The sequence below is a fragment of the Bradyrhizobium sp. NBAIM01 genome, assembly GCF_020194115.1.
GTDB lineage: Bacteria > Pseudomonadota > Alphaproteobacteria > Rhizobiales > Xanthobacteraceae > Bradyrhizobium > Bradyrhizobium yuanmingense.
This window is the reverse complement of record NZ_JADYVU010000001.1, coordinates 555,154-568,113: the sequence shown is the minus strand read 5'-3', so window position 1 is coordinate 568,113 and position 12,960 is coordinate 555,154. Positions and strand designations below refer to the sequence as shown.

General features: G+C 66.5%; 11 protein-coding genes. 10 read left to right on the top strand and 1 reads right to left on the bottom strand.

What is annotated here, in order from left to right; all coding sequences use genetic code 11:
* Positions 1-35: 35 nt before the first annotated feature.
* Positions 36-896: an N-acetylmuramoyl-L-alanine amidase gene (locus I6F31_RS02590; RefSeq protein WP_225184631.1), complete on the bottom strand. Its 861-nt coding sequence runs from the start codon at positions 894-896 to the stop codon at positions 36-38.
* Positions 897-1,337: 441 nt separating this feature from the next.
* Here I6F31_RS02590 and rsmH point away from each other — a divergent pair, with 441 nt between their 5' ends.
* The 10 genes from rsmH (at position 1,338) to murG (ending at position 12,869) form a co-directional block, all read left to right on the top strand.
* A complete protein-coding gene (rsmH, locus tag I6F31_RS02585) occupies positions 1,338-2,327 on the top strand; it encodes a 16S rRNA (cytosine(1402)-N(4))-methyltransferase RsmH (protein WP_225184630.1) in 990 nt (329 codons plus the stop codon).
* A 3-nt stretch (positions 2,328-2,330) separates the two neighbouring features.
* Positions 2,331-2,723, top strand: a complete 393-nt coding sequence (locus I6F31_RS02580; protein WP_225146932.1) for a hypothetical protein — start codon at positions 2,331-2,333, stop codon at positions 2,721-2,723.
* Entirely contained in the window at positions 2,720-4,486 is a 1,767-nt protein-coding gene (locus tag I6F31_RS02575) for a penicillin-binding protein 2 (protein WP_225128327.1), read from the top strand. The genes I6F31_RS02580 and I6F31_RS02575 overlap by 4 nt, the downstream gene beginning before the upstream one ends.
* 86 nt (positions 4,487-4,572) lie before the next feature.
* Positions 4,573-6,045 (top strand): UDP-N-acetylmuramoyl-L-alanyl-D-glutamate--2,6-diaminopimelate ligase, encoded by a 1,473-nt coding sequence (locus I6F31_RS02570; protein WP_225184629.1) that lies wholly within the window; start codon positions 4,573-4,575, stop codon positions 6,043-6,045.
* The gene (murF, locus tag I6F31_RS02565) at positions 6,042-7,424 is read left to right on the top strand and encodes a UDP-N-acetylmuramoyl-tripeptide--D-alanyl-D-alanine ligase (protein WP_225184628.1); all 1,383 of its coding nucleotides are present in this window, start codon (positions 6,042-6,044) and stop codon (positions 7,422-7,424) included. Before I6F31_RS02570 ends, murF begins: the two co-directional genes overlap by 4 nt.
* A 139-nt stretch (positions 7,425-7,563) precedes the next feature.
* Entirely contained in the window at positions 7,564-8,667 is a 1,104-nt protein-coding gene (mraY, locus tag I6F31_RS02560; RefSeq protein ID WP_036003524.1) for a phospho-N-acetylmuramoyl-pentapeptide-transferase, read from the top strand.
* A gap of 7 nt (positions 8,668-8,674) precedes the next feature.
* Positions 8,675-10,075, top strand: a complete 1,401-nt coding sequence (gene murD, locus I6F31_RS02555; protein WP_225184627.1) for a UDP-N-acetylmuramoyl-L-alanine--D-glutamate ligase — start codon at positions 8,675-8,677, stop codon at positions 10,073-10,075.
* Between the two features lie 30 nt (positions 10,076-10,105).
* On the top strand, positions 10,106-10,399 hold the full coding sequence (locus I6F31_RS02550; RefSeq protein ID WP_036003531.1) for a hypothetical protein: 294 nt from the start codon (positions 10,106-10,108) through the stop codon (positions 10,397-10,399).
* Between the two features lie 101 nt (positions 10,400-10,500).
* Positions 10,501-11,652 carry a putative lipid II flippase FtsW gene (gene ftsW, locus I6F31_RS02545; protein WP_057026925.1) on the top strand — a complete coding sequence of 384 codons (1,152 nt, stop codon included), beginning with the start codon at positions 10,501-10,503 and terminating at the stop codon, positions 11,650-11,652.
* A gap of 113 nt (positions 11,653-11,765) precedes the next feature.
* Positions 11,766-12,869 (top strand): undecaprenyldiphospho-muramoylpentapeptide beta-N-acetylglucosaminyltransferase, encoded by a 1,104-nt coding sequence (murG, locus tag I6F31_RS02540; RefSeq protein WP_225147063.1) that lies wholly within the window; start codon positions 11,766-11,768, stop codon positions 12,867-12,869.
* Positions 12,870-12,960 lie beyond the last annotated feature (91 nt).

Below are 12,960 nucleotides of genomic sequence, written 5' to 3'. Positions count from 1 at the left end.
AGCTCCTCGCAATGACGGCGTGTACGGCTACTCCGTCACTTCGACGCCACCGGCGTTCCTTCCGCCGGCAGGCTCGACAGCAGCGCCTGTAAGGTCGACAGCGTCGAGTGATCGGCGACGCCGTCCAGCCGCGCCGGGCGGAAATGGCGCTGGAAGGCGGTGACGACTTCCATCGTCGCAGCGTCGTACTTGCCGTTCAGGGGCACGCCATAGCCGTATCTTGCCAGCGCCTGCTGCATGCTCAGCACCGCGTCGCTGATGGTGCCGAGCATGAGAGTCTCGCCGCGGACGATCGGCGCGGGCGTCACCCAGTGGCCGACGCCGGAATTGGCCAGCGAATGCCACGGAAATTTCTCGCCGGGATCCTTCTTGCGGGCGGGCGCGACGTCGGAATGGCCGAGCACCCGGTGCGCCGGCACCTTGCGGCGGAGCATGATGCCGCGGCACAGCGCGATCACGGCCGCGATCTGGCGCAGCGGATACTCCGGATAGCCCCAGTCATGGCCGCGATTGATGATCTCGATGCCGATCGAACAGGAGTTGATGTCGTCCTCGCCGGCCCAGGAGGAGACGCCGGCGTGCCAGGCACGCTTCGATTCAGGGACGCATTGCACGATGCGGCCGTCCTCCAGCACGACATAATGCGCCGACACTTCGGTGCCGGCGGTGCAGAGGCGCGCCAGCGCGCCTTCGACATCGGGCATGCCGGTGTAGTGCAGCACGATCATGTCCGGCTGCCGTCCCTTGCTGCGCTCGCCATGGTTCGGGGAGGGGATGATGTCGGAGACGATCGAGGAATCGGGCTCGAAGGTGCGCAGGCCCGCCACGGTCTTGGGAACCGGGAGAACGCGGTGACGCTTCGAATCAGATCCAGCCGTGGACGAACCCGAGGGCATGAGCAGCTCAAACGGACGGAGAGTGGGGCAAGCCCTTCTCTTTACTATTCCTTTACCCTCCATCGCGCGCAATCGCGCGACGCGGTTAACGGATTCATTTTGGCGATGTGTGTGGATGACGCATCACTCCCCTCGTCACCTTTTCCACTTGTCTCGAACCGAGCAACGCTTTTTTAACGCTAAGGGCCGTTACTGAGGGATGAAGAGCCGACCCGCGTCCGGAGGCGGCCAAAGCGTATTTTGGCTCGAAATCCCATGGCTGCCCGACAAATTCCGCTGGGAACACTGGGTTTGTGGCCCGGGACGATCGGGCTTGGTAACCATGCTGGACGGGGGCTTTGTCGTGGAACCGCCGCGACGCGCAATGATTCGAGGCGTTATGGGCTTGTTCAGCCTCGATTCCACTCGGGTATTTCGGCCGGCGGCCGGCAGGCGTCGCGCATGAGTTCGGTTCCGCACATCCCCGTTCTTGGCCGTGAGGCCATCGCGCATCTCGCCCCGCGCGAGGGCGGCGTCTACGTCGACGCCACGTTCGGCGCCGGCGGCTATAGCCGCGCGATCCTGGACGTGCCGGGAACCCGACTGATTGCCATCGATCGCGACCGCACCGCGATTGCCGGCGGCGCCGAACTGGTCGAACGCGCCGCGGGCCGGCTGACGCTGGTCGAGGACCGCTTCTCCAACCTCGCCGAAGTCTGCGCGGCGCAAGGCGTCGATGGCGTCGACGGCGTCGTGATGGATGTCGGGGTATCCTCGATGCAGCTCGACCAGGCCGGCCGCGGCTTCTCCTTCCGCCTCGACGGTCCGCTCGACATGCGGATGGGGCAGACAGGTCCGACCGCGGCCGACATCGTCGCGCGCGCCTCGGAAGGCGATCTCGCCGACATTATCTATCTCTTCGGCGAGGAGCGGCATTCGCGTCGCATCGCCCGCGCCATCGTGGCGGACCGGCAGGAAACTCCGTTCACGACTACGCGCGCGCTCGCCGATCTCGTCGGCAGGGTGGTGCGATCGAAGCCCGGCGACATTCACCCGGCGACACGGACGTTCCAGGCGCTGCGCATCTTCGTCAACGAAGAGCTCGAGGAGCTCCAGACCGCGCTCGCTGCGGCCGAGCGTGTGCTCAAGCCCGGCGGCCGCCTCGTCGTCGTCTCGTTCCATTCGCTGGAAGACCGCATCGTCAAGAATTTCTTCTCCGAGCGCTCCAAGACCGGCGGCGGCTCGCGGCATCTGCCGGAAGTCGCGCAAGTCCCGCCGAGCTTCCAGCTGCTGACGCGGCGGCCTGTCGTCGCCGGCGAGGACGAAGTTGCGCACAATCCGCGCGCGCGCTCGGCAAAGCTGCGCGCGGCCGAGCGCACCGCGGCGCCGGCGCATGAGACTGATGAGGCATCGTCCTGGCCGAAGCTCGCCGACGTGATGAGGGGCGGCTAGCGCATGCGCATCATTCACCTCCTCGTCATCGGGGCGCTGATCTTCGCAGCCGCTCATGTCTACCGGATCAAGATGGACTCCACGGCGCGTACCGAGAAGGTGCTGCGGCTGCGTGCGGAAATCCGCGAGCAGCGCGATGCGATCGCAGGGCTGCGGGCCGAATGGGCCAAGCTCGATGCGCCGCATCGGCTGCAGGGCCTGTCCGACCGGCATCTGCACCTCAAGCCGGTCAACGGCACGCAATATGATTCGCTGAAGAGCCTGCCGGAGCGTCCGCCCCGGATGTTCAGGCCGGGCGAGCCCGATCCGATCGGGGCCATGCTCAAGACCATCGAAGCCGCGAGCGACCCTGATGCGGTGACGGGCTCCGTGCCTCAGCCCGAGGACAAGCAATGAGCCCGGCAACGCCTGCAAAACCCGCCCAAAAGCTGGCCGAAAAGCCGACTGAGCCGTGGCGGCGGCGGCTGATCCGAAGCCTGCTCTACGGGCGCAACGTCGATCGCGCCGCGAAGGCGCGCGCGCGTGTCGGCCTCGCCATGCTCGCCTTCGCTTCGGTCTATGCCCTGATCGGCGGGCGGCTCGTGATGTTCGCGATCGGCGCCGACGCCCACAGCGCGCGCCGCGCCGCAGCGCAAGAGGTGGTTGCGACCGCGCGGCCCGACATCGTCGATCGCAACGGCGCCATCCTTGCGACCGACGTCAAGGCGGCGAGCCTGTTCGGCGAGCCGCGCCGCATCATCGACAAGGACGAGGCGATCGAGCTCCTCACCGCGACCATTCCCGACCTCGACGAGGCCGAGGTGCGCGAGCGCCTAAGGACACGCAAGGGCTTCGTCTGGCTCAAGCGCGAGGTCACGCCGGCGCAGCAGCAGGCCGTCCACAAGCTCGGCATTCCTGGTATCGGATTCCTGCGCGAGAACAAGCGCGTCTATCCGACCGGCAACGAGGTCGCTCACCTCATCGGTCTCGTCAATATCGACAACCAGGGCATCGCCGGCCTCGAGAAGTGGCTCGACAATCAAGGGCTCGCCGACCTCCACCGCGCCGGCTTTGCCACCGACCGGTTGCAGAAGCCGATCGAGCTCGCGGTCGATCTGCGGGTCGAGCATGCGCTGCGCGACGAGCTGTTGAAGGCCAAGGACAAGTTCCGCGCCAAGGCCGCCTCAGGCATCGTCTCCAACGTCAAGACCGGCGAGATCGTGGCGATGGTCTCGCTGCCGGACTTCGATCCCAACAATCCGAAGGAAGCGCACGACCCCGACCGCATCAACCGCCTCACCACCGGCGTCTACGAGATGGGCTCGACCTTCAAGGCGTTTACGCTGGCGATGGGGCTCGATTCCGGCAAGATCAATCTGAACTCGATGTGGGACGCGCGCGGAAACCTGCATTACGGCAAGTTCACGATCCACGACAGCCATCCGGTCGGGCGCTTCATCAACACCAAGGAAGTGTTCACTTATTCCTCCAACATCGGCGCGGCGCGGATTGCGCTCAACCAGGGGGTCGAGGCGCACAAGGCATTCCTCGCCAAGCTAGGCCAGACGACGCGGCTGCGCACCGAATTGCCGGAGAGCGCGGCGCCGCTGCTGCCGCGGCGCTGGAGCGAGCTGAACACGGTCACCGCGGCGTTCGGCCAGGGCCTGTCGGTGGCGCCGCTGCAGGCGGTGATGGGCATCAACGCGCTGGTGAACGGCGGCTATCTGATTCCGCCGACGTTCCTGAAACGCAGCGAATCCGAAGCCCAGGCGATGGCCAAGCGCGTCATCAAGCCGGAGACCAGCGACAAGATGCGGTTCCTGATGCGGCTCAATGCCGAAGTCGGTTCGGCGAGAAAGGCGGACGTCAAGGGCTACTACGTCGGCGGCAAGACCGGCACGTCCGAGAAGGTCGTCAACGGCCGCTACGCCAAAAAGCGCGTGCTCAACTCCTTCACCGCCATCCTGCCCTGCGATGATCCCAAATATCACGTCCTGATCATGCTGGACGAGCCGCAGGCACTGCCGGAAACGCATGGTTTCATCACCTCGGGCTGGAACGCGGTGCCGACCGGCGGCAAGGTGATCGAGCGGATCGCGCCGCTTCTGGGGGTCGAGCCGCGGTTCGAGCTGCCGCCTGCGGAGCGCCTTATTCTTGCAGCATCCAGGACAACCCAGTAATCAACCGGGTGGGCCATCGCCGCTGCTGAGTCGGGATTTTCTCCGGAGGATTCGGCTTTCCGGCACGGCATGTCGACTGGAACACCATGAAGCTGCGCGACCTCTTGGGTCAGGATGTCAAGGGCAATGATGCCGCGATCGAGCCCGCCGCTGCGGCGCTCGAGGTGAGCGGCCTTGCGCTCGACAGCCGCGTGGTCAAGCCGGGCGATCTCTTCTTCGCGCTCGCAGGCAGCAAGACCGACGGCGCCCGCTTCGTCGATGCCGCGATTGCGGCGGGCGCGGTGGCCGTCGTCGGCGACCATGCACCGGACGCCTGCAAGGTGCCGTTCATCACGAGCGCCAATCCGCGCCGGGCGCTGGCGCTGGCCGCAGCGAGGTTTTTCCCGGCGCAGCCTGCGACGATCGCCGCGGTGACCGGAACCAGCGGCAAGACCTCGGTCGCCGCGTTCACACGCCAGATCTGGGAGCGGCTCGGGCACGCCTCCGCCAGCATCGGCACCATCGGTCTCGTGTCGCAGAAGCGCACCGTCTATGGCTCGCTGACTACGCCGGATCCGATCGTGCTGCACCGGCAGTTGGACGAGATCGCGCGCGAGGGCGTCACGCATCTCGCCTTCGAGGCGTCTTCGCACGGGCTCGACCAATATCGCCTCGACGGCGTGCGCATCTCGGCCGGCGGCTTCACCAATCTCTCGCGCGACCACATGGATTACCATCCGACCGTTGCGCATTATCTCGCGGCCAAGCTCCGCCTGTTCCGCGAGCTGGTGCCGCCTGATGGCGCCGCGGTGATCTCGGCCGATCATGAGTGCTCGGCGGAGGCGATCGAGGCGGCGAGATCTCGCGGCCTGCGCGTCATGGCGGTGGGCCGCAACGGCGATGGCGCAGGCGAAGGCATTCGCCTCGCCGAGGCGGTGGTCGAAGGTTTCTCGCAAAAGCTCACGGTCGAACATCGCGGCAGGGCTTACGCGATCCGGCTGCCGCTGGTCGGCGAATTCCAGATCGAGAACGCGCTGGTGTCGGCCGGCCTTGCCATCGGCACGGGCAGCGATGCTGAAAACGTGTTTGCGAGCCTCGAACATCTCGAAGGCGCCAAGGGCCGGCTCGAGCGCGTCGGCGAACGCAACGGGGCGCCGATCTTCGTCGATTACGCGCACAAGCCCGATGCGCTCGCGAAGGCGCTGCAGGCGCTGCGGCCCTATGCGAAGCGCAGGCTGGTCGTCGTGTTCGGCGCCGGCGGCGACCGCGATGCCGGCAAGCGTCCGATCATGGGCGAGATCGCGGCGGAGAATGCCGACGCCGTCATCGTCACCGACGACAATCCGCGCAGCGAGAAGCCGGAAGCGATCCGCGCCGCGATCCTCGCCAGCGCCAAAGGCGCCCGCGAGATCGGCGACCGCGCCGAGGCGATCCGTGCAGCGATCGAGGGCTTGCAGGAGGGCGATGCGCTGCTCATCGCCGGCAAGGGCCACGAGACCGGGCAGATCGTCGGCGGCGAGGTGCTGCCTTTCAGTGATCACGAGGCGGTCGCCGCCGCATTAGCGTCGAGGGTTGCATGAGCGGGCCATTATGGACGGTTGCCGAGGTCGCGCGCGCGCTGGGCGTCGCCGGATCGTTCCCGGAGACGGCAATCGATTTCGTCACCCAGGACAGCCGCCAGGTGAAGCCGGGCAGCCTATTCGTTGCGCTGAGCGGCACGCCGAGCGGCGGCTTCATCTCGGCTTTCGCCAGCGCGCGCGACGGCTGGGAGTTCGCCGACAAGGCGGAAGCCGCAGGCGCAGTGGCGATGATCGTGCCGCACGAGATCGCGGGCATCCGCATCCCCCAGATCGTGGTCAAGGACACGCTGATCGACGGCCTCTGGGGCCTCGCGCGCGCCGCACGCGCGCGCTTCAACGGCCCGGTGATCGGGCTTACCGGCAGCGCCGGCAAGACCAGCACCAAGGAATTCATCGCCGCCTATCCGAACGCCTATGCGAGCCCCTCGAGCTTCAACAATTTCTGGGGCGTGCCGCTGACGCTGTGCAATGCCAGGCGGGACGCCAGCCTCTGGGTCGTTGAGATGGGCATGAACCAGAAGGGCGAGATCGCCCGTCTCAGCGAGCTCACGCAGCCAACCGTCGCGCTCGTCGTCAACGTCCAGCCGGTGCATCTGGAAAAGCTCGGCTCGCTCGAAGCCATCCGGCGCGAGAAGGTATCGATCGCGCTCGGACTGCCCGAGAACGGCGTGCTGGTGCTGCCCGCCGGAATCAAGGCTTCCGAGTGGAAGGGCAAGGTCGTGCGCTTCGGCGGCGAGCATGCCGAGGTGCACGAGGTCGCGCACGCGCCGCACGGCGAGAGCTGGCAGGTCGTGGCCGCGATCGGCAGGAAGGAGATCGCCTTCAGCCTCACCCCTGGCGCGCCGCACCGGGTGCACAATGCGCTGGCCGCGCTCGCCTCGATTCATGCCGCGCATCTCGACGTCGCGACGCTCGCGGTCAAGCTCGACCGCGTCGGCATCATGACCGGCCGCGGCGTCGAGCAGGCGGTCGGCGACGTCACCGTGATCGACGACAGCTTCAACGGCAATCCGGCCAGCGTGGCCGCGGCGCTGCAAAGCCTGCAGGCGCGCAACATGAGCGGCGGCCGCCGCATCGCGATTCTCGGCGACATGCTCGAGCTCGGCGCGGACGCAACGAGCTATCACACCGGCCTTGCCAGCCACCTCGACGGCATCGACGGCGTCTATTGCGTCGGGCCGCTGATGCGCCACCTGTTCGACGCATTGCCCTCGGGCAAGGGTCTTGGCTGGCACGACGATCCCGCCACGCTGAAGCCGGACGAGGTCGCAAATCTGCTGAAGGCAGGCGACGTCGTGGTTGTCAAGGGCAGCAAGAAGATGTTCTGGGTCAACAAGTTTGTGCCGGGGCTGGTGGCCGCCTTGCAGGCAAAGGCGTAAACTGCTTGGAAGACGCCGTTCCCGAATCCCACCCTTTGCGGCGGAAGCCGTCCGTTTCCCGAAACGCGCGGCCCATGACGAAGACCAGCGAATGCGCGTGAAGCACCTGGACGTGCAAAGGCGCCATAGGACCGTCTGAATGTTTTACTGGCTGATCGAGCTTTCCAACACATTTCCGGGCTTCGGTGCCTTTCGCACCTTCCTGAACGTCTTCCGCTACATCACCTTCCGCACCGGTGGCGCCATCGTGACCGGCGCGCTGTTCGTGTTCCTGTTCGGCCCCTGGATCATCGATCACTTGCGCATCCGTCAGGGCAAGGGCCAGCCGATCCGCACCGACGGTCCGCAATCGCATCTTTCCAAGAAGGGCACGCCCACCATGGGCGGGCTGATGATCCTGTCCGGGCTCACGGTCGGCACCGTGCTGTGGGCCAATCCGCTCAACCCCTATGTCTGGATCGTGCTGGCGGTGACGCTCGGCTTCGGCTTCGTCGGCTTCTATGACGATTACCTCAAGGTGACCAAGCAGACCACGACCGGGTTCGGCGGCAAGCTGCGCCTCTTGATCGAAGCCGTGATCGCGCTGGTCGCCTGCTATGCGCTGGTGCGGCTCAACCGCGATCCCGCCTCGACCGCGCTGACGATTCCCTTCCTGAAGGATACCGTGCTGCATTTCGGCTGGTTCTTCGTCGTCTTCGGCGCCTTCGTCATCGTCGGCGCCGGCAATGCGGTGAACCTCACCGACGGCCTCGACGGCCTCGCCATCGTGCCGGTGATGATCGCCACCGCGAGCTTCGCGATGATCGCCTATCTCACCGGCAACTTGGTGTTTGCCGATTACCTCCAGATCAAATATGTCGCCGGCACTGGCGAGCTCGCGGTGCTCTGCGGCGCGTTGCTCGGCGCTGGCCTCGGCTTCCTCTGGTTCAACGCGCCGCCGGCCTCGATCTTCATGGGCGACACCGGCTCGCTCGCGCTCGGCGGCATGCTCGGCGCGATTGCGGTCGCGGTGAAGCACGAGATCGTGCTCGCGGTGATCGGCGGATTGTTCGTGCTCGAGGCGGTTTCGGTCATCGTGCAGGTCGTGTCCTTCAAGCTCACGGGCAAGCGCGTGTTCGCGATGGCGCCGATCCACCATCACTTCGAGCAGAAGGGCTGGACCGAGCCGCAGATCGTGATCCGATTCTGGATCATCTCGGTGATGCTGGCGCTTGCCGGCCTCTCGACGCTGAAGCTGCGGTGACCGATCGATGATCCCCGTCACCTCGTTCGCCGGCAAGACGGTCGCGGTGTTCGGCCTCGGCGGTTCGGGGCTCGCCTCCTGCCATGCGTTGAAGGCCGGCGGGGCCGAAGTGATCGCGGCCGACGACAATGCCGAGAACGTCGCCAAGGCCACGCAGGCCGGCTTCATCACCGCGGACTTGCGCAACGTTTCCTGGGCGAATTTCGCAGCCGTCGTGCTCGCGCCCGGCGTGCCGCTCACCCATCCGGTGCCGCACTGGAGCGTCTTGAAGGCGCGCGAGGCAGGGGTGGAGGTGATCGGCGACATCGAGCTGTTCTGCCGCGAGCGGCGCCGCCATGCGCCGGACGCGCCGTTCGTCGCCATCACCGGCACCAACGGCAAGTCGACCACGACGGCGCTGATCGCGCATCTGACCAAGGTCGCCGGCTACGACACCCAGATGGGCGGCAATATCGGCACCGCGATCCTGTCGCTGGAGCCGCCGCGCATGGGCCGCGTCCACGTCATCGAGATGTCGTCCTACCAGATCGACCTTGCGCCCTCGCTCGATCCCTCCGTCGGCATCCTGCTCAACGTCAGTGAGGACCATATCGATCGCCACGGCACGATCGAGCATTACGCCGCGGTGAAGGAGCGCCTCGTGGCCGGCGTGCAAGGCGGCGGCACCTCGATCGTCGGTGTCGATGACGGCTTTTGCCGCGACATCGCCGACCGGCTCGACCGCGCCGGCAAGAACGTGGTGCGCATCTCGGTCAAGAACCCGCTCGCGTCGGGCATTTACGTCGAGCACGGCACCATCGTGCGCGCCGCGGGCGGCGCCCACAGCGAGATCGCCGCGCTCGGCGGCATCGGTTCGCTGCGCGGCCAGCACAACGCGCAGAACGCGGCCTGCGCGGCCGCCGTCGCGCTCGCCATGGGCATCAGCCAGGACGTGCTGCAGAACGGCCTGCGCAGCTTTCCGGGCCTGGCGCATCGCATGGAGCAGGTCGGGCGCCGCGGCAACGTGCTGTTCGTCAACGATTCCAAGGGCACCAACGCGGACGCCACCGCGCATGCGCTGTCGTCCTTCGCCGACATCTTCTGGATTGCCGGCGGCAAGCCGAAGGCCGGCGGCATTACGAGCCTGACCGGGTTCTTCCCGCGCATCCGCAAAGCCTATCTGATCGGCGAAGCCGCGCAGGAGTTTTCGGGCACGCTGGGCACACAGGTCGGGCACGAGATCAGCCAGACCCTGGACGTTGCGGTCGAACACGCGGCCCGCGATGCGGAAGCCTCTGGCCTCACCGATGCCGTCGTGCTGCTGTCGCCCGCCTGCGCCTCCTTCGACCAGTACCGCAACTTCGAGATCCGCGGCACCAAGTTCCGCGAGCTGGTGCAAGCGCTGCCGGGTGTGCAGCCGGTGGTGTGAGGACACCGACACCAACGATTGAATGACATAATGACTCTGGTAGGCGCCTGGCTTGTAGACGAGACCGATGAACTGGCGCTAGCCCGCCTGGGAAATGTCCTGCTCGAGTTCGATGAGAGCGGTGGGCTGCGCTACACAATTCGTGAGCACGACAAGCGACAAATCATCAATCTTCGATATCGGGTGGAGGGCTCGACGATTGTCACCGACCAGCCCTCAGCTCCACAAGTTGAACGAACCCAGTTCTCATTCGCCGAGGATGGCGTTCTCACTCTGGCGTTTGGCGGCATACCCTATCGATTCGTCAGGGCTCCCGGTTCGTAGCCCGGCACCAACGCTTCGCTCAAAAGTTACCCGTCCCTTTAACCTCCCGGTAACCAACCTCGGCGACCAATGAACGGACCTCTGTCCGAAAGCGGCCGCCCATGCTCTCCCGTGAAGAACGCACCCCCTTTTCCGAGTGGTGGTGGACCGTCGACAAGCCGCTGATGGGCGCCATCCTGGGGCTGATGCTGACCGGGGTGATCCTGTCGCTGGCGGCGAGCCCGCCGGTTGCGACCCGCATCGGGCTCGATGCCTTCCATTTCTTCAGCCGCCACGTGCTGTTCCTGGTGCCGTCCTGCATCGTGCTGCTCGGGGTGTCCTTCCTGTCGCCGCGCGCGATCCGCCGCTCGGCGCTGATCATCTTCGCGGCGAGCATCGTCCTGATCGTGCTCACGCTCGCCTTCGGCCCGGAGGTGAAGGGCTCGCGCCGCTGGATCACGCTGCTCGGCGTCAACATCCAGGCCTCCGAGATCGCAAAGCCGTCCTTCGTCGTGATCGCGGCCTGGCTGTTCGCGGAATCGACGAGGCGCCCGGAGATGCCGGCGACCTCGATGGCGGTGGTGCTGCTGCTGATGCTGGTCGCGCTATTGGTGATGGAGCCGGATTTCGGCCAGACCATGCTGGTCCTGATGGTGTGGGGCTCGCTGTTCTTCATCGCGGGCATGCGGATGATCTGGGTGTTCGGCCTCGCAGGTCTCGGCGCGGCCGGCCTGTTCAGCGCCTATCTGTTCGTTCCGCACGTCGCGGGGCGCATCAAGCGCTTCATGAACCCGGCCTCCGGCGACACCTTCCAGGTCGATACCGCCATGGAGGCTTTCTACAACGGCGGCTGGTTCGGGCTCGGACCGGGCGAGGGCATCGCCAAGCGCAGCCTGCCGGACAGCCACACCGACTTCGTCTTCGCGGTCGCGGGCGAAGAGTTCGGCATCATCCTGTGCCTTGCGATGCTGGCGCTGTTCGCCTTCGTCGTCATGCGCACGCTGTCGCGCGCCTATGCCAACGAGGACATGTTCTCGCGCTTTGCGGCCTCCGGGCTCGCGATCCTGTTCGGCGTGCAGGCGGCGATCAATATGTCGGTGAACTTGCAGCTCATCCCCGCCAAGGGCATGACGCTGCCCTTCATCTCCTATGGCGGCTCCTCGATGGTCTCGCTCGCCTATGGCGTCGGCATGATGCTGGCGCTGACGCGGCTGCGCCCGCGCACCGAGGTCGAGGCGAGCGGCCACGCCGAGGCGATGCGCAGTTACGCGTGAGCCGTCATTGCGAGGAGCGAAGCGACGAAGCAATCCAGGCTGGTCTCCACTGAGGTAGTCTGGATTACTTCGCTTCGCTCGCAATGACGAGAAAGACCCTGTAAAACTCCCTCATTATGGACACGTCCCCCCTGATTCTTCTCGCCGCGGGCGGCACCGGCGGCCATCTGTTCCCGGCCGAGGCCCTCGGCGTCGAATTGATCCGGCGCGGCTATCGCGTCCGCCTCGTCACCGACGAGCGCGCGCTGCGCTATAGCGGGCTGTTCAGCAAGGACATGATCGACGTGGTCAGAAGCGAGACCGCGCGCGGCCGCAATCCGTTCCAGCTCGCCTATGCCGGTCTCACGCTCGCCGCCGGCACGCTGTCGGCCTATGCGCTGATCAAGCGATTGAAGCCCGTCGCCGTCGTCGGCTTTGGCGGCTATCCGACCTTGCCGCCGCTGGTCGCAGCGAAATTCGCGGGCGTGCCCGGCATCATCCACGACGCCAACGCCGTGCTCGGCCGCGCCAACCGGTTCCTGTCGAGCCGCGTGCGCGCCATCGCGACGTCTTTGCCCGGCGTGCTCGATCGCGATCCCGCGCTCTCAGGCAAGACGACGACCGTCGGCACGCCGATGCGCCCCGCGATCCTCGCGGCCGCTGCGGTGAAATATGTCGCGCCCGAGGTGGGCGGTCCGCTGCGCCTGCTCGTCGTCGGCGGCAGCCAGGGCGCGCGCATCATGGCCGACATCGTGCCGGGCGCGATCGAAAGGCTCGAGCCTGCGCTGTGGAGCCGTCTCGTTCTCACCCAGCAGGTGCGCGAAGAGGACATGAGCCGCGTCCGCGCCGTCTACGACAAGCTCAAGATCAAGGCCGAGCTCGCGCCGTTCTTCACGGATCTGCCGGCGCGGCTCGCCTCCAATCATCTCGTGGTATCGCGCTCCGGCGCGGGCACCGTGGCCGAGCTCGCCGCGATCGGCCGGCCTTCCATCCTGGTGCCGTTGCCGGGCTCGATCGACCAGGACCAGTTCGCCAATGCCGGCGTGCTGGTCAAGGTCGACGGCGCGATCCGCATCCCGCAGGCCGAGTTCACCTCCGACCGGCTGGCGTCCGAAATCTCCGCCTTCGCCGCCGAGCCGGCACGGCTTGCCGCCATGGCGGCGGCGGCGAAGGGGGCGGGGCGGCTCGATGCGGCCGAGCGGCTGGCGGATCTCGTGGTGAAGACCGCGGGAATCTGACGCCTGTTCCGGCCCGAATGGCCAAAAAAGCCACTTGTCATGCCCCGCGAAAGCGGGGCATCCAGTATCCGACGCAGTTGAATTGAATCTC